This is a genomic window from Nonomuraea typhae (assembly GCF_009760925.1).
Taxonomy (GTDB): Bacteria; Actinomycetota; Actinomycetes; order Streptosporangiales; family Streptosporangiaceae; genus Nonomuraea; species Nonomuraea typhae.
On the sequence record NZ_VRLV01000020.1, the window covers coordinates 175338 to 194938 of the forward strand.

A 19601-nucleotide genomic window follows, 5' to 3' on the forward strand; every position below is an offset into this window, starting at 1 on the left:
GCCGGGCGGGTTCAGCGCCGGGTCAGGCGGAGCACGTTGGCGATGACCTTCGCCCCTGCCTCGCCCTCGACGGTGAGGATCGACTCGGGGTGGAACTGGACGGCGAAGCGCCGGTTGGCCACGTCCTCGATGGCCATGACGTTGCCGTCCGGGGTCAGGGCGGTCGGGGTGAAGGAGACGACCCCGGGCCGCTTGGCGTGCAGCGAGTGGTAGCGGGCGGCGGTGAAGCTGCCGGGCAGGCCGTCCAGCAGCGCGCTGTCGCCGAGCCGGGTGACCTGGCCGCGCTTGCCGTGCTCGGGGTAGCCGAGCAGTTCCAGGCTGCCTCCGGCGTGCTCGACCATGGCCTGCAGGCCCAGGCAGACGCCGAAGACCGGCAGGTTCCTGGCGTAGAGCTCGTCGATGAGCGCGGACATGCCGAAGTCCGACGGCCAGCCCGGGCCGGGCGAGAGGACGACCAGGTCGGGGGCGAGGTCGTCGAGCATGGCGGGCGGGAAGCCGTGGCGCAGGGTGGTGACCTCGGCGCCCTGCTGGCGGAAGTAGTCGGCCAGCGTGTTGACGAAGGAGTCCTCGTGGTCGACGAGCAGGACCTTCATCCCCAGGCCGGGCTGCTCGGGCGCCTGCGGCGGCGGCGCCTCCTCGGTCCTGTTGACCGCGGCGAGCGCGCCCAGCAGGGCGCTGGCCTTCAGCTCGGTCTCCCGCTCCTCGGCCTCGGGGTCGGAGTCGAACAGGAGCGTGGCTCCGGCCCGGACGGTGGCGACGCCGTTCTTGATCTGGGCGGTGCGCAGGGTCAGGCCGGTGTTCATGGTGCCGTCGAAGCCGATGAAGCCGATGGCGCCGCCGTACCAGCGCCGGGTGGTGGCCTCGTGGTCCTCGATGAACTGCATCGCCCAGGTCTTGGGCGCGCCGGTGACGGTGACGGCCCACATGTGGGTGAGGAAGGCGTCGAGGGCGTCGAACTCGGGGCGCAGGCGGCCCTCGATGTGGTCGACGGTGTGGATCAGCCTCGAGTACAGCTCGATCTGGCGGCGGCCGATGACCTTGACGGTGCCGGGGACGCAGATGCGCGACTTGTCGTTGCGGTCCACGTCGGTGCACATGGTGAGCTCGCTCTCCTCCTTGACCGACGACAGGAGGGTGCGGATGGCCTCGGCGTCCTCGACGGGGTTGGCGCCGCGGGCGATGGTGCCGGAGATGGGGCAGGTCTCCACGCGGTCGCCGCTGACCCGCACGTACATCTCGGGTGAGGCGCCCACGAGGTGCTCGCCCTCGCCGAGGCTGATGATGAACTCGTACGGGGCGGGGTTGGACTGGCGGAGGGTGCGGTAGAAGGCGGGCGGGTCGGCGCAGACGGAGTGGAAGACCTGGCCGGGCACGACCTCGAACAGGTCGCCGCGCTTGAACTTCTCCTTGGCCGCGGCCACGACCTCGGCGTAGGCGCCCTTCTCCGGGTCTGCGGGGATCTCGGCGGGGGTGACCTGCGGCGTGCTGGCGCCGGTGCGCTCCAGGCCGCGGGTGCTCCGGCCGTCCACGGTGAACTCGTAGCGGTGCTCGACGCTGGTCTCGCGCTGGCGGTCGATGACCACGATCCGGTCGGGCAGGTGCAGGACGAGGTCGCGCTGGTCGCCGGGGCGGGTCAGTTCCTGGCGGATGGGCTCGAACTGGAAGGCCAGGTCGTAGCCGAAGGCGCCGTAGAGGCCGAGGTGCGGGTCGTCGCCCTTGAACGCGGCGATGACCTCGCGGATGGCGGTGAAGACGGTGGGCCGGCGGCTGCGCATCTCCTCGGGCAGCAGTTCGTCGCTCTCGGCCACGTAAACCTCGACGTGGTCGGCGGTGGGCTCGCTCACGGGCTTGCCGGCCGCCAGCAGGCAGGAGGCCACGACGGGGAGCACGATCCGGCCGCGTTCGTTGAGCGCGGTGGCGGAGATGCGGCGCCCTCTGGCGACCAGTTCCACGCACGGGTCCACGTAGCCGAACGCCCATCGGCTGTAGCGGCCCGGATAGTCCATGCCCGAGGAGAACGCGCCGCCGCGCCGCTCCCCGAGCGCGCTCACGATCTCTTCCAGCGCCGCCTCGGGCACCTCGCGCGTCTCGCGCGCGACCTGGACCCCACCGGCGGTCGTATATCCGCTCGTCTCCACTGCCTTGCCCCTTGTTAACCCATGAGCCCCGGCGGCGGAGACAACTATGGCCGCCTCCCGGGGCGGCCGTCGTTGAGGAATGCGAAACTCGCGCCGCCTAGGAGCGGCGCCACCACGTGCCCTGCTTGTTGCCCTGCATGGTGATTCGCATGCACGGATGCTAACACGCCCGCTACCGATCATGACCATGACACGCCCCCTGCGGCTTCCGGTGCGTTCGTAAGGGCTGCTTACGGCCGGTCCGCCCGCACCCCTAGGCGGCTGTTTAGGGGGTCTGACCGTCGTGACAAGCCGGAGTCAGGGCCCTAGCTTCACCGAGTATGGACCGCACCTTCGCCTGGCGGCCCGTCACAGTGATCGCCCTGGCCACCGCCGTGATCCTGATGACCTTGAGCGGCGCCTACGACTATCACCGTGACGAGCTGTACTTCCGCATGCTGGCCGAGCGGCCCGCCTGGGGCTACGTGGACCAGCCGCCTCTCACCCCGATGCTGGCCAGGGTGGCCATCGGGGTGTTCGGCGACACCCTCACCGCGATCCGCATCCCCGCCGCCCTGTCCGTGGCGGTGTTGCTGGTCGTGGTGGCGCTGATCGTGCGCGAGCTGGGGGGCGGGCGCTTCGCGCAGGTGCTGAGCGCCCTCGGCGTGGCCACCGGCGGCTTCGTCATGATCGTGGGCCACTCGCTGCTGACGCTCAGCGTGGACCTGCCGCTGTGGACGGCGGCCATCCTGTTCGTGCTCAAGGCGCTGCTGCGCGACGAGCCGCGCTGGTGGCTGGCCGTGGGCGCGGTGATCGGCGTGGCCACCTACAACAAGCATCTGATCGTGATCCTGGTGATCGGCCTGGCGGCCGGGCTGCTGGCCGTGGGGCCGCGCCGGGTGCTGCGCAGCCCGTGGTTGTGGGCGGGGGCGCTGCTGGCGGTGCTGCTGGCCCTGCCGAACCTGCTCTACCAGGTGGCCAACGGCTGGCCGCAGCTGAAGATGGCGGCGGCGCTGAGCGCGGACAAGGGCGCGGAGATGCGCGCGTTGTTCCTGCCGATGCAGGTGCTGCTGCTCGGGCCGGCGGCGACGGTGATCGCCGCGTTCGGGTTCGCGCGGCTGTGGCGCGACCGGCGGGTGCGGGCGCTGGCGGTGGCCTATCCAGTGGCGGGGCTGCTGACCGTGCTCAGCGGCGGCCGTCCCGACTACATCATCGGGCTGCTGGTGCTGTTCTTCGCGGCGGGCTGCGTGAGCCTGGAGGCGTGGCGGCCGCGCTGGCGCGTCGTGGGCGTCGCGGCGCTGGCGGTGGTGGCGGCGGGCAACACGCTGATCGCGCTGCCGATCGTGCCGCAGCCGGAGGTGGCGCAGACGGTGATCCCGGAGGCCAACCAGGTGGTCCGCGAGTCGCTGGGCTGGCCGAGCTTCGCCGAGCAGGTGCGCGCGGTGGTGCGGACGCTGCCGCCGGACGAGCAGGCGCGGGTGATCCTGCTCATGGGCAACTACGGCAACGCGGGCGCGGCGGTCCGCGCGGGCCTGCCGCGCGTGTTCAGCCCGCACAACCAGTTGTTCGAGTACGGCCCGCCGCCCGAGAGCGGCACGGTGGCGATCACCGTGGACGTGATCAGGCGCGCGATGCGCGAGCAGTTCACCAGCTGTCAGGAGGCGGGTGAGATCGACAACGGTCTCGGCCTGGACAATGAGATCCAGGGCAATGCGATCTTCGTGTGCCGGGGGCTCAAGATTCCCTGGCGGGTGGGCTGGGTGAACTTCCGGCATTACAGCTAGAAAACCCGAATTACCAGATTGACTCTTGCCAACTCGACCGTGTCGAATCACGCTCTCCACATGGTTGTCAAGATCGCCTAGGAGAGCGCGTGTCCCGTACCCCACTGCGCTGGCGAGCGGCCCTCACGGGGGTCGCCGCGGCGTTATGCCTCCTGCTCCCTCAGGGCGTGGCCCAGGCCGCGCCCGAGCCCGACAAGATCGACCAGGCCGTGCTGGCCGACCTGAAGGCCGATGACAAGGCCACCTTCTGGGTCAAGGTGAAAGGCGAGGCCAATTTATCGGCGGCCCGCCGCGCCACCACGAAGGACGCGAAATCCGCAGCGGCCTACAAGGCCAAGACCGCCCTGGCCACTTCCTCCCAGGCGCCGGTGCGCAAACTCCTGACCGCGCAGAACGTCGAATTCACGCCATTCTGGATCGTCAACGCGATCCATGTGTCCGGCGCGAGCGAGAAACTCGCCGCCGCGATCGCCGACCTGCCAGAGGTCGAGAGCATCCTCCCGGTCCGCACCTACGCGCTGCCCAAGCCGGAGCCGGGCCGGCCGGAGGCCAGGACGGCCGCCGTCGAGTGGAACGTCGACCGGGTGAACGCCCCGCGGGTCTGGGACGAGCTGGGCACCAGGGGCGAGGGCATCGTCGTCGCGAACATCGACACCGGCGCCGACTACACCCACCCCGACCTCAGCGCGCAGTACCGTGGCCGGGCGCCGAACGGCTCCTACGACCACAACTACAACTGGTACGACCCGGCGGGCGTCTGCCCGAGCGCCGCCCCGTGCGACAACAACGGTCACGGCAGCCACACGATGGGCACGATGGTCGGCGCCGGGGGCATCGGCGTCGCTCCCGCGGCCCGCTGGATCGCCGCCAAGGGCTGCGAGACCAACAGCTGCTCGGAGCTCTCGCTGACCAGAGCCGGGCAGTGGATCGCCGCGCCGACCGACCTCAGCGGCGCCAACGCGCGTCCCGACCTGGCGCCCGACATCGTCAACAACTCCTGGGGCGGCCCCGGCAACGACCCGTGGTACACGGGGATCGTGCAGTCGTGGATCGACGCCGGCATCTTCCCCGCCTTCTCCAACGGCAACTCCGGCCCCGCCTGCAACACCACCAGTTCCCCGGGCGGGTACGCCATCAGCTACAGCGCCGGCGGCCTGGACATCAACAACGTCCTCTACAACCGCTCCAGCAAGGGCCCGGGTGACAACGGCGAGATCAAGCCCAACATCGCCGCGCCCGGCGTGAACGTGCGCTCATCGGTGCCCGGCGGTTACGCCGCCTTCACCGGCACCTCGATGGCCAGCCCGCACGTGGCCGCCACGGTCGCGCTGCTGTGGTCGGCGGCGCCGAGCCTGCAGGGCAACGTGGCCGCCACCCGGCCGCTGCTCGACAGCACCGCGATCGACGTCAACGACACCAGTTGCGGCGGCACGCCCGCCGACAACAACGTCTGGGGCGAGGGCCGCCTCGACTCCTTCGCCGCCGTCCAGGCCGCGCCCCGCGACGGGCTCGGCGAGGTGCGCGGTGCGGTCACCGCCGCCGGCTCCCCGGTCGCCGGGGCCGAGGTCAGCCTGACCGGGCCGCTCGGCCGTACCGTGTTCACCGGCGCGGACGGCACCTACAGCGTGCCGCATCTGCTCCCCGGCGACTACCAGGTGACGGCCGCGCTGTTCGGGTACGGCCCGGCCACCGCCACCGCGGCCGTCGCGGCGGGCCAGACCACCACGACGGACCTGTCCATGACCAGGGCGCCCTCCGGCACGGTCTCCGGCATCGTCACCGTCGCCGGAGCGCCCGAGGCGGGCGCCACGGTCGCCGTGGCCGGGACGCCGCTCCAGGCCGTCACCGGCGCCGACGGGCGCTACCGGCTCTCGGTCCCGCACGGGACCTACGAGCTGACCGTCACGCCGAGCTCGCGCTGCGCGACCGCCTCGGCGCGGGTGCCGCTGACGGTGGCAGGGGACGTCGTCAAGGACGTCGACCTGCCCCTGCGCGGCGACAACTTCGGCTACACCTGCGCCGTCGCGGCCCAGCCGTACGTCGCGGGCACCGAGAAGCTCACGCTGACCGGCGACGACGAGGCCCAGCAGGTGACGCTGCCGTTCCGCTTCCCGTTCTACGGCGCCGCCCAGACGAAGGCGTGGGTCACCACCAACGGCTACGCCTCCTTCGCCGCGGCCAGCGTCACCACGGGCGCGAACGGCACGCTGCCGACCGCGGGCACGCCGAACAACGCGGTCTACGCCTACTTCGACGACCTCATCGTCGATGACGCCGCGGGCGTCTACACGGGCGTGACCGGCACCGCGCCCAACCGGACGTTCGTCATCGAGTGGCGCAACGTGACGTTCTACAACGACACCGCGCTGCGGATCTCGGTCGCGATGCTGCTGGGCGAGAACGGCTCGGTGTCCTACCGCTACAAGGACGTCGAAGGCGCCCGCGAGCAGGGCAACAGCGCCACGATCGGCGTGGAGAACGCGGCGGGCACCGACGCGCTGCTGTACTCCTTCAACCTGCCGGTGGTCGCCTCCGGGCAGGCGGTCAGCGTCAACGCCAGCCGCCACGGCCTGGTCACCGGCACGGTCACCGACGCCAACGACGGCAGGCCCATCGCGGGCGCGGCGGTGAAGGTGGGCGACGTGGCCGCGTTCACCACCGGCGACGACGGCACGTTCTACGGCCAGGTGCTGGCCGGCGACTACAAGGTGGAAGTGGCCAAGGAGCACTACGGCACGTTCACCCAGGACGTCACGATCCGGCCGGGCGTGTTCACGGGCGTGGACACCTCGCTGATCACCGGGGCGGTCAGCGCCTCGGTCGGCGAGCTGGCCGTGGTCATGCCCACCGCGGTGACGCGCAGCCGCACCTTCGAGCTGACCAACCTCGGCGCCCCGGCCACGTACGCGGTGACCAGCGACAGCCCGTGGCTGACCGCCGCGCCGACCGGCGGCGACCTGGCCAAGGGCCAGAAGGCGGCCGTGACGGTGACGGTGAACAGCCAGGGCGTGCAGCCGGGCACGGTACGCAGCGGCAAGCTGACCATCCGCTCCAACAGCGGCCGCCAGCCGGTGCTGGACGTCGTGGTCAACGTGGTGGTGCCCAAGCTCCAGGTGGCCCTCGACGCCGGCGCCTCCCGGCAGGTCGTGGACGCCCAGGGCGACGTGTGGAGCGCCGACCGCAGGCACACCGCGGGCGGCCACGGCTACGTGGCCAACCAGAACCGCACGGCCGACACCCGCAGGACCATCGCGGGCACCACGGAGCAGGCGCTGTTCCGCACCGCCCGGGAGAACCTGCTGGAGTACCGCTTCGACAACGTGCCCAACGGCACGTACACGGTCGAGCTGGGCTTCGCCGAGATCACCTCGAAGCGGCCGGGTGACCGGGTCTTCGACGTGATCGCCGAGGGCCAGCTCGCCATCCCCGCGCTCGACCTGGCCCTGGAGGTGGGCACCTACACGGCCGCGAACCGCGCGTACACCGTGAAGGTCACCGACGGCCAGCTGAACGTGCGCTTCGCCAGGCGCGACGGCCAGCCGATCGTCAACGCCATCCGCGTCTCGGAGCGTCCCGACAAGAACTAGCCGGGTTCGACCGGCGTCAGCCCCGGCCGCTTGGGGCTGACGCCGTCTCCCGAGGAGCGGCCGTGCAGGCGCCGGTTGATCCAGGGACCGAGGAACTCCCTGGCCCAGCGCAGGTCGTCGCGCCGCGCGTGCCGCCACAGGACCGGGCTGCGCGGCGGGTAGGGCCGGCGCCAGTCCTCGGCGACCGGCACCCCGAGCACCTCGGCGGCGGCCAGCGCCACCCGGCGGTGGCCGTCGCTGTTGAGGTGCAGCCGGTCGGAGTTCCACGCCCGCGGGTCGCGCAGCACCGCCATCGGCCACATGTCGACCAGAAGGGTGCCGTAGCGCCGCGCGATGTCGTGGATGTGGAGGTTGTAGACCTCGATCTTGCTGTGGGCCAGCCGCATGACGGGGACCTGCCGCAGGTCGAAGCCGGTGAACAGCATCACCGTGGCGCCCGCTTCCGTGAGGGCCCGTACTCCTTCCTCCAGCCGCCTGGCCACGATCGCCGGGCCGCTGCCGGGCCGCAGGATGTCGTTGCCGCCCGCGCACAGCGAGACCACGTCGGCGCCCATCGCGACGGCCTCCGGCACCTGCTCGCCGACGATCTCGTCGATCAGGCGGCCGCGCACGGCGAGGTTGGCGTAACGCAGTCCCGGCTCGTGGGCTTCGATGTGCTCAGCGAGCCGGTCGGCCCAGCCGCGGAAGCCGTCGTCGGCCGGGTCTTCGAGTCCTTCGGTAAAGCTGTCCCCTAGGGCGACATACGAGGTAATTCGTCCCATGACCGGATAGTTTGCCGGGTGTCATCCGCCCTACGCGACCGTAGGTCCATCCGCCGGGGGCCCTGGAACGAATGAGGAGGCACACGTCCCGACCCGAAGGAGTTTCATTCATGCGTAAGACAGTGGCGATCGTGCTGTGCGCGGGCGGCCTCCTGGGCTCGGCGCCGGCCGCTCTCGCGGCCGCGCCCTCCGCCGCCGCGCCGCGGGTGGTCGGCCTGACCGACTCCGGAACCCTCGTCGCCTTCCGCGCCGACCGGCCCGGCACCGTGACCGACCTCGGCAAGATCACCGGCCTGGACGGCGACGCCACGGTGATCGGCATCGACCACCGCGTCCAGGACGGCAAGCTGTACGCCGTGGGCGACAAGGGCGGCGTCTACACCCTGTCCGGCAAGGGCAAGGCCACCAAGGTCTCCCAGCTGACCGTCGCGCTCGACGGCGCCTCCTTCGGCGTCGACTTCAACCCGGCCGCCAACCGGCTGCGCGTCATCAGCGACACCGGCCAGAACCTGCGCCACAACCTCGACGACCCGGCCGGCGCCCCGGCCCCCGGCACGACCGCGGCCGACGGCAGGCTCACCGGCCCGACCGGCGCCACCGCCACGGGCGTCACCGCCGCCGCCTACACCAACAACGACCTGGACGCCGCCACCGCCACGACGTTGTTCGACGTGGACACCGCGGGCGACCAGGTCGTCATCCAGTCACCGGCCAACGCCGGCAACCTCGCCCCCACCGGCAAGCTCGGCGTGGACGCCGCCGCCCCGGCCGGCTTCGACATCTACACCGGCCGCCGCGGCGACAACACCGCCTACGCCGCGCTCCAGGCGGACGGCGCCGCCCGTTTCTTCCTCGTCAACCCGCTGACCGGCGCGGCCGCCCGGGTTGGCGCGTTCCCGGCACGCCGCCAGGTCGTCGACATCGCCCTGCCGCTCAACCAGGGCTGAGGCCCGGCTCCGCCCCGCCCGGCCCCACCCCGGGCGCGAACCCCCTTGCTCCCCCGCCCGCCCGTCTGTTACCCGTTGAAGATATGCGGGGGAGACATCCGATTAGCGTGACACGGGACCTGGCCATCCCGATGCCCGACGGCATCCAGCTCATGGCCGACCACTACGCACCCAAGGGCGCCGTCGACGCCCCTGCCGTGCTCGTCCGATCCCCATACGGCCGGAGGGGCCCCTTCGGCTGGATGGTCGGCCGCGGCTTCGCCCGCCAGGGCTTCCACGTGCTCATCCAGTCCTGCCGGGGCGGCTTCGGCTCCGGCGGGCTGAGCGATCCGCTCGGCGACGAGCACGACGACGGCCTGGCCACCATCGCCTGGATGCGCGAGCAACCCTGGTACGGCGGGCGGTTCGCCACGTTCGGCCCCTCCTACCTGGGCTACACGCAGTGGGCCGTCGCCCCCTACGCCGGCCCCGACCTGCGCGCGATGGCCACGCAGATCACCGCCTCGCAGTTCCGCGACGCCGCCTACGTGGGCGGGGCCTTCGCCCTGGAGTCGGCGCTCAGCTGGACCACGCTGACCGACACCCTCACCCGCCGCTTCGGCGGCACCGCGTTGTTCACCGCGCCCCGGCTGACCCGCCGGGCGGTGCTGTCGGGCCGCCCGATGGCCGAGTTCGACCTGGTCTCCGCCGGGCACCAGCTGCCCTTCTACCAGGACCTGCTCACCCACCACGGGGACGAGCCCTCCGCGCCGTACTGGGCCAAGCGCGACTTCTCCCCCGACGTGGCCGACGTCGAGGCCGCGGTCACCATGCTCGGCGGCTGGTACGACGTCTTCCTGCCCTGGCAGGTCAACGACTACCTGACCATGCGCAGGGCGGGCCGCCGGCCGTACCTGACCATCGGCCCGTGGTACCACGTGGACCCGCGGCACAGCCGGCCCGCGCTGGCCGAGGCGCTGGCCTGGTACCGGGCCCACCTGCTCGGCGACTTCTCCGCCCTGCGCGCCGACCCGGTGCGCCTGTTCATCACCGGGGCGAACGAGTGGCGTGACTACCCCGACTGGCCGGTGCCCGGGATGAGCCCGTCCCGCTGGCACCTGCACGCCGGGTTCAACCTCTTCCCCGAGGATCCCTCGCCCTCCGCGCCCGACCGGTTCCGCTACCACCCCTCCCATCCCACGCCGGTGATCGGCGGCCCGGTGCTCCTGGCCGACTCCCGCCCCCGCGACCAGCGCCGGCTGGAGGCCCGCCGCGACGTGCTCGTCTACACCTCCCCGCCGCTGCCGGCCGACACCGAGATGATCGGCCCCGTCTCGGCCGAGCTGTTCGTCCGCTCCAGCGCGCCGTGCGCCGACGTGGTGGTGCGGGTCTGCGAGGTGAGCCCCTCGGGCGTCTCCAGGAACATCTGCGAGGGGGTACGGCGGACCCTGTCCTCGCCCGGCGACATCCGGCGGGTGCCGGTGGAGCTGTGGCCGATAGGCCATCGGTTCCGCCGCGGCCACAGCATCCGCGTGCACGTGGCGGCCGGGGCCTATCCGACCATCGCCCGCAACCCGGGCACCGGGCGGCCGCTGGCCGACGGCGGGCCGATGATCCCGGCCGACATCGAGGTCTTCCACACCCCGGAGCACCCTTCGGCGGTGATGCTGCCCACGGTCGGCTGATCGCCGCGGCGCCGGGCCGTACCCGGGCGATTAGAGTCGGGGTGTGCGCGCCTCGCGGTTGATGTCGGTGATCCTGCTGCTCCAGGGCAGAGGCGGGATGACCGCGGCCGAGCTGGCCCAGGAGCTGGAGGTCTCCGAGCGCACCGTGCACCGTGACGTGCTGGCGCTGGCCGAGGCCGGGGTCCCGGTCTACGCCGACCGGGGGCGGGGTGGCGGGTACCGGCTGCTGGAGGGGTATCGCACCCGGCTGACCGGGCTGGACCGGGCCGAGGCGGAGGCGTTGTTCCTGTCCGGGGTGCCGGGTGCGCTGCGCGAGATGGGGCTGCAGGACGTGGCGGCGACCGCCCGGCTGAAGGCGGCGGCGGCGCTCTCCCCCGGGCTGCGGGACGCCCCTTCTACCGCGGCGCAGCGCTTCCATCTGGACGCTCCGGGGTGGTTCGCGGGCGAGGACCCGCCGCCGGCCGCGCTGGCGCCGCTGGCCAGGGCGGTGTGGAGTGACCGGGCGGTCTCCCTGGTCTACAGGGGCAGGCAGCGGGTGGTGTCCCCGTATGGGCTCGTGCTGAAGGCCGGGGTCTGGTATCTGGTCGCGCAGGCCGGAAATTTCCTGACTTATCGGGTGGATCGGGTCGAGGAGGTCACCTCGCGGGAGGAGAGCTTCGAGCGGGACCCGGACTTCGACCTCGCGGTGTACTGGCAGCGGCAGTCGGCGCGCTTCGCCCGGTCGCTGCTGCGGGACACGGTCACCCTGCGGCTCACGCCGGCGGGGGTGCGGATGCTCCGTTACATCGCCGATCCGGCCGCCCTCGAGGACGCGCTGCGGTCGGTGCGCGAGGACGGCACGATCGAGCTGGCGGTGGAGTCGGTGCAGGTGGCGTTCACGCAGGTGCTGCGCTTCGGGGCGGAGGCCGAGGTGCTGGCGCCGCCGGAGCTGCGCGCGATGGTGGGCGCGGCGGCGGCCCGGATGGCCGCCCTGTACGAGCACCGCGCCCACGACGGCCGGCTCGACCACGGCCAGGCCGACCACGGCCGGGCCGACCATCGCCAGGCTGACCACGGCCAGGCCGGCGACGGCCGGCTCCGGGCCGCTTCGGCTCAGCGGTAGTCGGCCGCGTCCGCCTGCTTGCCGCCTTCCTCGACCTCGTCGATGTAGCGCCACACGTCCGGCCGGCTGCCGTCGAGGTCGGTGAAGCCGTAGACCCGGGCCAGGCTGCCGCTGTCCAGGGACTGCCCGCTCCAGCGCATCTTGTCCGGGTCCTGGGCCAGCGCGACCACGGCGCGCCCGGCGAAGGCGGGCGTCTCGGAGACGGCCCAGGTGGGGTTGTTGGGGATCCAGTCGCGCCAGGTCTCCTCGGTGACGCCGAAGTTCTCCAGCATCGCCTCCGAGCGCAGGAACCCGGGGGACAGCGCCACGGCGGCGCAGCCGTACTCGCGCAGGTCGTGGGAGAGCGCGTAGGCCAGGCGGGTGACGGAGGTCTTGGCCTGGTCGTAGAAGAGCGAGAGCCGGTAGTGGTCGTCGTTGTACCTCTTGGTCCCGTCGGTGACCTCGACGACCAGCCCGCCGGGCTTCTTCGACAGCAGCGGCAGCGCGTAGTGGCTGGTGATGATGTGGGTGTCGACGGCCAGCCGCAGCAGGCGCAGCCCCTTGCCGAGGTCGTGCTCCCAGACCGGGACGTTCCACTGGGTCAGCCTGTCACCGCCCCACACGTCGTTGACCAGCACGTCGAGCTGCCCCTGCTCACGCTCGATCCGCTCGACCAGGGCCTTGACCTGTTCCTCGTCGAGGTGGTCCACCTGGACCGGGATGCCCGTGCCGCCGGCGGCGGTGACCAGGTCGGCGGTTTCCTCGATCGTCTCCGGCCGGTTCATCTCCGAGCGTGCCGCGCGGGTGGATCGGCCGGTGCAGTACACCGTGTATCCGGCCCTCCCGAGCTCGACCGCGATGCCCCGACCCGTCCCTCGGGTGGACCCTGCCACCAGTGCGATGTTCATGTCCTCCACTGTGAAGCGAAAAGAGGACATCCCTTGTCAAGTTTTCCGGAAGAATCTTGCGTGATAAGCAAGGAGTTACCATGAACACCGAGTTCGAACTCCGCGGAGTCAACCACCTGGCCCTGGTCTGCTCCGACATGAAGCAGACCGTCGACTTCTATTCGGGCGTCCTCGGCATGCCGCTGATCAAGACGATCGAGCTGCCCATGGGCTGGGGCCAGCACTTCTTCTTCGACGCCGGCGGCGGCAACGCGCTGGCCTTCTTCTGGTTCCCGGACGCGCCCGACGCGGTGCCCGGGGTGAGCGCGCCCAAGGGCCTGCCGGACCGCGGCGAGCTGCTGTCGGCGGTCGGCTCGATGAACCACATCGCCTTCGACGTGCCACCGGACAGGATCGAGGAGTATCGCGAGCGGCTCATCGCCAAGGGCGTGGACGTGGGCGTGCTGCTCAACCACGACGACAGCGAGTTCGGCGTGGCGCCGAAGCCGCACGACGGCGTCTTCGTGCGCTCCATCTACTTCAAGGACCCCGACGGGATCCTCATCGAGTTCGCCTGCTGGCTGCGCGAGCTGGGCCGGGAGGACGACGTGCACCACGAGCCGAAGACCGCGGCCGACCGGAACGCCTGATGCCGCGGCTGCGCCGGGTCCCCCGTGAGGAGGTCGGCGACCCGCTGACCGCGTTCTCCTACGACCGCCTGCTCGCACCGTCATCACCTGCATGTACGAGATGCACGCCACGATGGCCAGGGCGCTGCGGGTGGAGTTCGACGACCGGGAGGACCCGATCGTGGAGGTCCCCGCGCCCGAGGGGTACGGAACCCGCGACATCGCCGACGAACTGGCCTGACCGTTCGCCGCGGAGAGCCGACCGCTCACCGATCCACTCCGGCGATCTCCCCTGCGCGTCACTACTGTCACCTGACGACGCTCCGGCCTGCACGTCTCATATTTCGGGACAAATACCCCTTTTGGTTAGGAAATAGGCCAAAACGTGATGTCTCAGTCGTTGGGCATGAATCCGTTGTGACGCTAGGGTCCCCTCGATCGCGAATGACTGTCATACCGGAGGGGTCATGGCCGAACCGCCGCCGCGCACCGATAAGAGCCCGTGGAACTGGCTGCTGATCGTGCCCATCGTGCTGCCGCTGTGCACGTTTTTGTTCAACGCCGACGAGCCGCGCATGCTCGGCTTCCCGCTGTTCTACTGGCTGCAGCTCGCCTTCATCCTGATCGGCGTCGCCTGCACCACGATCGTGTACAGGATGACCAAATGAGCGGCCACACCACCGAGCTGATCGTCTTCATCGCACTGTTCGCCCTGGTCAGCGGCATGGGATTCGTGGCCGCCCGATGGCGCAAACCCAAGGACATCGAGAGCCTCGACGAGTGGGGCCTCGGCGGCCGCAACTTCGGCACCTGGATCACCTGGTTCCTCGTCGGCGGCGACCTCTACACGGCCTACACCTTCGTGGCGGTGCCCGCCCTCGTCTTCGGCGCCGGGGCGCTGGGCTTCTACGCCGTGCCGTACACGATCGTGATCTACCCGCTGGTCTTCCTGGTGCTGACCCGGCTCTGGTCGGTCTCGCACGTGCACGGCTTCGTCACGCCGGCCGACTTCGTGCGCGCCCGCTTCGGCTCGCCCACGCTGGCGCTGGTCGTGGCCGTCACCGGCCTGGTCGCCACCATGCCCTACATCGCGCTGCAGCTCGTCGGCATCGAGGCCGTGCTGCAGTCCATGGGCGTCACCGGCCACTGGCCGATCATCGTGGCCTTCGCCATCCTGGCCGCCTACACCTACCAGTCGGGCCTGCGCGCCCCGGCGCTGATCGCCTTCGTCAAGGACACGCTCATCTACATCGTGATCCTGGCCGCGGTCATCTACATCCCGTTCAAGCTCGGCGGCTGGGGCAACATCTTCGACGCCGCCCAGGCCAAGTTCGACAAGTCGCCCGCACCGGGCGACGGCATCCTGCTGAACGCGGGCAACCAGTTGCAGTACATCACGCTGGCCTTCGGCTCGGCGCTGGCGCTCTTCCTCTACCCGCACAGCCTCACCGGCGTGCTGGCCGCCAAGAACCGCAGCGTCATCAAGCGCAACATGTCCGCCCTGCCCGCCTACAGCTTCCTGCTCGGCCTCATCGCCCTGCTGGGCTTCATGGCGATCGCCGCCGAAACCAAGCCGGTCATCGGCGAGAACGGCAAGCCGATCGGCAACACCGTGGTCCCGGTGCTGTTCGACAACATGTTCCCCGACTGGTTCGCCGGCGTGGCCTACGCCGCGATCGCCATCGGCGCGCTCGTGCCCGCCGCCATCATGTCCATCGCGGCGGCGAACCTGTTCACCCGCAACATCTACCGCGAGTACGTCAACAAGCACGCCACCGACAAGCAGGAGGCCACGGTCTCCAAGCTCGTCTCGCTCGTGGTCAAGGTGGGCGCGGTGCTGTGCATCCTGCTGCTCGACCCGCAGTTCTCCATCGACCTGCAGCTCATCGGCGGCGTGATCATCCTGCAGACGCTGCCGTCGGTGGCGCTGGGCCTGTACACCCGGTGGTTCCACAAGGGCGGCCTGATCGCCGGTTGGGCGCTGGGCATGGCCGCCGGCATGTGGATGCTCTACACCATCCCCAACCCGGCGACCGGCAAGCTGCACTTCGGCGGCTCGGCGTTCTCGCTGAGCAACCTCGGCCTCGACACCAAGACGACGCTGTACGCCGGCATCCTCGCGCTGGCCGTCAACCTGATCGTGGCCGCGCTGGTCACCGTCGGCCTGCGGGCCGCCAAGGTGGCCGACGGCGTGGACGCCACCAAGCGCGAGGAGTACTTCGCCGACGAGGGCGACCCCCGCGTCAAGGACCTGGACCTGTCCGCCTCCCACTAGAGCGCACGTCCGAAGGCCCGCTCCCGCCGCCGCGGGCGCGGGCCTTCCGGGTGTACGGCGGGCGGCCCCGCCCCGGGGGCCGCTCAGAGGTAGCCCGGGTTGGCGACCTCCAGCTTGGCCCGGACCGCCGCGGTGAGCGCGGCGAGCAGCGCCGGGTCGTCGTCACGCCCCGCACGGATCCGGGCGGCCAGTTCCGCGTCGTCGCCCACGCCGAGCCCGGCCAGCCGTACCGCATGGGCGGCGGCCTGGGCGGGGCCGAGCTCGATCTCGCGCTCCACCATGCCCAGGACGTTGATCGCCACCCGCGTGTGAAAGCGCACCCGACCCTCCACGGCGGGCAGCACGTCGGTCTCCAGGAAGTCTCTGACCGCCGCGACCAGCGCGGCGGCGTCGGGTACGTCGTGCGGGGCGGCCATCCGGTGACCTCCTGAGTCAGCGATCGCTTATCCGTTGACCGGGCAACGATTATCGGCTGTGATCCTTTCATGAGCTTCGCCGTACCCGACAGTGTCCGGCCGGTCCGCGACGCCGTCCACGCGTTCATGACCGAGCGGGTGGAGCCCGCCGAGCCCGCGCTGCACGCCGGGGACGCCGCGGTCCTGCGCGAACTGCAGGAGCAGGCCAGGAAGGAGGGCCTGTGGGCGCTGGGCCATCCGCGGGAGCTGGGCGGTGGCGGCCTGCCGTTCCTCGACTACGTGTACGTCAACGAGGTTCAGGGCCGCAGCGAGTACGGCCAGCTCGCGCTCGGCACGTTCACCCTCCAGGACTCGCTCATGCTGCACGAGCACGCCTCCCCCGGCCAGCGCGAGCGCTACCTGGAGCCGCTGGTGCGCGGCGACATCTGGCCCAGCTTCGCGATGACCGAACCGGAGATCGCCGGCAGCGACCCCACCCAGATCCGCACCACGGCCATCCTCGACGGGGACGAATGGCTCATCAACGGCCACAAATGGTTCACCACCGGCGCCTCCCGCGCCGCCTACACCACGGTCATGTGCCGCACCGAGGAGGACGCCCCGCCCCACCTCGCCTTCTCCATGATCCTCGTGCCGACCGGCACGCCCGGCTACACGATCGTGCGCGAGACCCCGGTGCTCGGCCTGTCCGGCGCCCACTGCGAGGTCCGCTACGACAACGTCCGCGTCCCCGCCGCCAACCTCCTGGGCCCGCGCGGCCACGGCTTCGTCATCGCCCAGAAACGCCTCGGGCCCGGCCGCATCTTCCACTGCATGCGCTGGCTCGGCCAGGCCCAGCGCGCCTTCGACCTCATGTGCCGCCGCCTGCACGAACGCACCGCCTTCGGCACGCCCCTCGCCCAGAAGCAGCTCATGCGGGCGCACGTCTTCGACTCCTACACCGACATCCAGTCCGCCCGCCTGCTCACCCTGCACGCCGCCCAGGCGGTGGACGCCGGGTCCGACGCCCGGGTGGAGATCGGGGCCGTCAAGGTGGTGGGGGCGCGCATGCTGCACAACGTGATCGACCGGGCCATCCAGGTGTACGGCGCCGCCGGGCTGACCCCCGACACCCCGCTCGACCGGATGTACCGGCACGCCAGGGCGGGACGTGTCTACGACGGGCCGGACGAGGTGCACGTCGACTCGGTGGGCCGGCGGGTGCTCGGCGCCTACAAGGCGGGCGGCACCTGGGAGTTCGGGCTGCGATGAGCGTGCGGCCAGGGCAGGCGGGCGGAGGGGAGGACGCCGGTGGGCGGGAGAGCACGGGCGGACGGCCGGGACCGGGCCGAGGCCATCGTGCGGGAGGCGCTGGGCGCGGACGTGACCGTGCGTTCCTGTGTGCGCCTGCCCGGCGGCGCCTCGCGGGAGACGTGGTCGCTCGACGTCACCGCACCCGCGGGCGGGAGGGGGCTGATCCTGCGGCTCGACTCGCCGGGGGCCGCGTTGGCGGCGGGCGGCGGCGGTCTGGCCGCTGAGGCTGCGCTGATGCGGGCGGCGGCGGGGGCGGGCGTCCCGGTACCGGAGATCGTCGCCGCCGGGGAATCCGGTGGCGACGACGGCCTGCCCGGGCGCGACGGCGGCGTGCCGTACATCCTGATGGCCCGCGTGGACGGCGAGACGATCCCGCGCAAGATCCTGCGGGACGACGCCTACCGGCAGGCGCGGCCCCTGCTGGCGGCGCAGTGCGGGCGGGTGCTGGCGGCGGTGCATCGGATGCCGGTCGGGGCGGTGGCCGCGCAGGAGCCCGGTGACCCGCTGCGGCAGTGGCGGGACGTGCTGGATCTGACCGGGCAGCCGCATCCGGTGTTCGAGCTGGCCATTCGCCGCCTGGAGCGCACCCGGCCGGAGGCGAGGCGGCGCACGGTGGTGCACGGCGACTTCCGCAACGGGAACCTGATCGTCGGCCCGGAGGGTCTCCGGGCGGTGCTGGACTGGGAGCTGGCCCATGCCGGCGACCCGATCGAGGATCTCGGGTGGTTGTGCGCGAAGGCGTGGCGGTTCGGGGAGAAGGCGCCGGTGGGCGGGTTCGGGGAGTACGACGATCTGGTCGGCGCGTACGAGGAGGCTTCAGGCGTCCGCGTGGACCGGGCGGCGCTTCGGTGGTGGGAGGCGTTCGGGGTGCTGAAGTGGGGGGTCATCTGCGTCATGCAGACGATGCGGCACCTGACGGGCGGCGCGCGGTCGGTCGAACTGGCGGCCATCGGGCGGCGGGTCTGCGAGACCGAGTGGGACCTCCTGGAGCTGCTCGGCGCCGGCTGACCACCCTTTGCCGGGCCCCACGGCCCCGGCGCGGGCGACCGCGTCCGCGCGCTGCTGGGAGCCTGACGCCGGGGTCGTCCGCCTGGGCACTCAGGTGCGCACGGGCCCATGGGCGGCTGCCGGGGTTCGGCGGCCGAGGGCGGCCACGATCACGTCGGCCAGGCCCTCGACGACCTCCTCGCGGTCCACGCCGGGGTTTTCCAGCCACCAGTCGCCGGTCGTCTGGACCATGCCGATGAAGGCGTGGCCGAGCACCTGGGCGCGCACCGGGTCGGGGGTGACGCCTTCGGCGACCAGGATGCGGGCGAGTTCCTCGCCGAGGTCTCGGACCAGGGTGGTCATGTGGGTGCGGATCCTGCTGTCCTCGGCGCCGGCCCGGTGGAACAGGAAACGGTAGAGGTTGAGGTTGGCGCCGACCAGGTCGAGGTAGGTGACGATGGCGGCGCGGGCGCGCTCGCGCAGGTCGCCGCCCTGGGTGAAGCGCGGCCGGAGCTGGGCGATGACCGTGCGCACGTGCCGGTCGGCCAGCGCCTGGTAGAGCCCGCTCTTGTCGCCGAAGTGGCGGTAGAGGATGGGTTTGGTGATGCCCGCCTCCGCGGCGATGGCGGCCATCGACGCCTCCTGCCCGTCGCGCGCGATGACCCGATCCGCCGCGTCGAGCAGCGCCTTGCGCCGGTCCGGGCTCCGTCCCCTCACCTGGCAAGGATAGATCTGCTCCGGGTCCTGAACAGAGCCGATGCGACGAGAAGGCCGCCGACGAGCGTGTAGAGGCCGGTGACGCCGGCCAGCGTGCCGGGCGCCTCCCCGCGCAGCGCGCCCCAGCGGGGCAGCCCGGCGGCCAGCCGCAGCGCCAGCTCCAGCTCGGTGGCGAACAGCGCGCCGAGCAGGACCAGCGGCAGTCCGCACATCAGCGCGGCCAGCGGGGACAGCCGCTGCCAGCCGGTCAGCAGCCCGGCCAGCGCGGCGACGGCGCCCAGGTAGCCGAAACCGGCCGGGCTCGGGACGAAGCCGGTGTATCCGGCGCGCAGGGCGCGGGCGCCCGCCTCGGTCAGGTAGTAGACGGCGGGCAGCGCGAACAGGCCCACCACGGCGCCGGCCACATGACGTCCCACGCCCTTCATGGTCCCTTGGAATCCCAGCTATGTCTCGATC

The 19601-nt window shown here is 71.7% G+C and carries 17 protein-coding genes; 11 read left to right on the forward strand and 6 right to left on the reverse strand.

Annotated features, from left to right (window positions below; genetic code table 11):
* Positions 1–11: 11 nt before the first annotated feature.
* The gene (locus FVE25_RS47870) at positions 12–2138 is read right to left on the reverse strand and encodes an anthranilate synthase component I (RefSeq protein ID WP_157254203.1); all 2127 of its coding nucleotides are present in this window, start codon (positions 2136–2138) and stop codon (positions 12–14) included.
* Between the two features lie 320 nt (positions 2139–2458).
* Here FVE25_RS47870 and FVE25_RS47875 point away from each other — a divergent pair, with 320 nt between their 5' ends.
* On the forward strand, positions 2459–3901 hold the full coding sequence (locus FVE25_RS47875) for a glycosyltransferase family 39 protein (RefSeq protein WP_157254204.1): 1443 nt from the start codon (positions 2459–2461) through the stop codon (positions 3899–3901).
* An 89-nt stretch (positions 3902–3990) separates the two neighbouring features.
* On the forward strand, positions 3991–7488 hold the full coding sequence (locus FVE25_RS47880) for a S8 family serine peptidase (protein WP_157254205.1): 3498 nt from the start codon (positions 3991–3993) through the stop codon (positions 7486–7488).
* Here the strand turns inward: FVE25_RS47880 and FVE25_RS47885 are convergent.
* Positions 7485–8249: an SGNH/GDSL hydrolase family protein gene (locus FVE25_RS47885; RefSeq protein WP_157254206.1), complete on the reverse strand. Its 765-nt coding sequence runs from the start codon at positions 8247–8249 to the stop codon at positions 7485–7487. The two genes, FVE25_RS47880 and FVE25_RS47885, sit on opposite strands and share 4 nt — an antisense overlap.
* Positions 8250–8359: 110 nt before the next feature.
* Between FVE25_RS47885 and FVE25_RS47890 the strand changes: the two genes are divergently transcribed.
* The 3 genes from FVE25_RS47890 to FVE25_RS47900 all read left to right on the forward strand — a co-directional run bounded on the left by FVE25_RS47890 (position 8360) and on the right by FVE25_RS47900 (position 11962).
* Positions 8360–9196, forward strand: coding sequence for a DUF4394 domain-containing protein (locus tag FVE25_RS47890; protein WP_157254207.1), 837 nt, complete (start codon positions 8360–8362; stop codon positions 9194–9196).
* A gap of 107 nt (positions 9197–9303) precedes the next feature.
* Complete coding sequence (locus FVE25_RS47895) at positions 9304–10860, forward strand: CocE/NonD family hydrolase (RefSeq protein ID WP_246268631.1); 1557 nt, start codon at positions 9304–9306, stop codon at positions 10858–10860.
* A 43-nt stretch (positions 10861–10903) separates the two neighbouring features.
* Positions 10904–11962, forward strand: coding sequence for a helix-turn-helix transcriptional regulator (locus FVE25_RS47900; protein WP_157254208.1), 1059 nt, complete (start codon positions 10904–10906; stop codon positions 11960–11962).
* On the opposite strand, the gene FVE25_RS47905 is transcribed toward FVE25_RS47900, so the two are convergent.
* Positions 11953–12849: an SDR family oxidoreductase gene (locus FVE25_RS47905; protein ID WP_219825981.1), complete on the reverse strand. Its 897-nt coding sequence runs from the start codon at positions 12847–12849 to the stop codon at positions 11953–11955. The genes FVE25_RS47900 and FVE25_RS47905 overlap by 10 nt on opposite strands.
* An 80-nt stretch (positions 12850–12929) precedes the next feature.
* On the opposite strand from FVE25_RS47905, the gene FVE25_RS47910 reads away from it, so the two are divergent.
* The 4 genes from FVE25_RS47910 to mctP all read left to right on the forward strand — a co-directional run bounded on the left by FVE25_RS47910 (position 12930) and on the right by mctP (position 15732).
* Positions 12930–13478, forward strand: coding sequence for a VOC family protein (locus FVE25_RS47910; protein WP_157254210.1), 549 nt, complete (start codon positions 12930–12932; stop codon positions 13476–13478).
* Positions 13479–13569: 91 nt separating this feature from the next.
* Positions 13570–13698: a hypothetical protein gene (locus FVE25_RS56665; RefSeq protein ID WP_281367981.1), complete on the forward strand. Its 129-nt coding sequence runs from the start codon at positions 13570–13572 to the stop codon at positions 13696–13698.
* Between the two features lie 226 nt (positions 13699–13924).
* Positions 13925–14125, forward strand: coding sequence for a DUF3311 domain-containing protein (locus tag FVE25_RS47920; RefSeq protein ID WP_157254211.1), 201 nt, complete (start codon positions 13925–13927; stop codon positions 14123–14125).
* The gene (gene mctP / locus FVE25_RS47925; protein ID WP_157254212.1) at positions 14122–15732 is read left to right on the forward strand and encodes a monocarboxylate uptake permease MctP; all 1611 of its coding nucleotides are present in this window, start codon (positions 14122–14124) and stop codon (positions 15730–15732) included. The genes FVE25_RS47920 and mctP overlap by 4 nt, the downstream gene beginning before the upstream one ends.
* A gap of 83 nt (positions 15733–15815) precedes the next feature.
* On the opposite strand, the gene FVE25_RS47930 is transcribed toward mctP, so the two are convergent.
* Positions 15816–16148 carry a DUF6285 domain-containing protein gene (locus FVE25_RS47930; protein WP_157254213.1) on the reverse strand — a complete coding sequence of 111 codons (333 nt, stop codon included), beginning with the start codon at positions 16146–16148 and terminating at the stop codon, positions 15816–15818.
* Positions 16149–16217: 69 nt separating this feature from the next.
* Here FVE25_RS47930 and FVE25_RS47935 point away from each other — a divergent pair, with 69 nt between their 5' ends.
* Positions 16218–17399 (forward strand): acyl-CoA dehydrogenase family protein, encoded by a 1182-nt coding sequence (locus FVE25_RS47935; RefSeq protein ID WP_157254214.1) that lies wholly within the window; start codon positions 16218–16220, stop codon positions 17397–17399.
* Positions 17400–17438: 39 nt separating this feature from the next.
* The gene (locus FVE25_RS47940; protein ID WP_246268633.1) at positions 17439–18449 is read left to right on the forward strand and encodes a phosphotransferase family protein; all 1011 of its coding nucleotides are present in this window, start codon (positions 17439–17441) and stop codon (positions 18447–18449) included.
* Between the two features lie 90 nt (positions 18450–18539).
* On the opposite strand, the gene FVE25_RS47945 is transcribed toward FVE25_RS47940, so the two are convergent.
* Together FVE25_RS47945 and FVE25_RS47950 are read right to left on the reverse strand one after the other, a co-directional pair.
* On the reverse strand, positions 18540–19145 hold the full coding sequence (locus FVE25_RS47945) for a TetR family transcriptional regulator (RefSeq protein WP_157254215.1): 606 nt from the start codon (positions 19143–19145) through the stop codon (positions 18540–18542).
* A complete protein-coding gene (locus FVE25_RS47950; protein ID WP_157254216.1) occupies positions 19142–19561 on the reverse strand; it encodes a hypothetical protein in 420 nt (139 codons plus the stop codon). Before FVE25_RS47950 ends, FVE25_RS47945 begins: the two co-directional genes overlap by 4 nt.
* Positions 19562–19601: the final 40 nt, after the last annotated feature.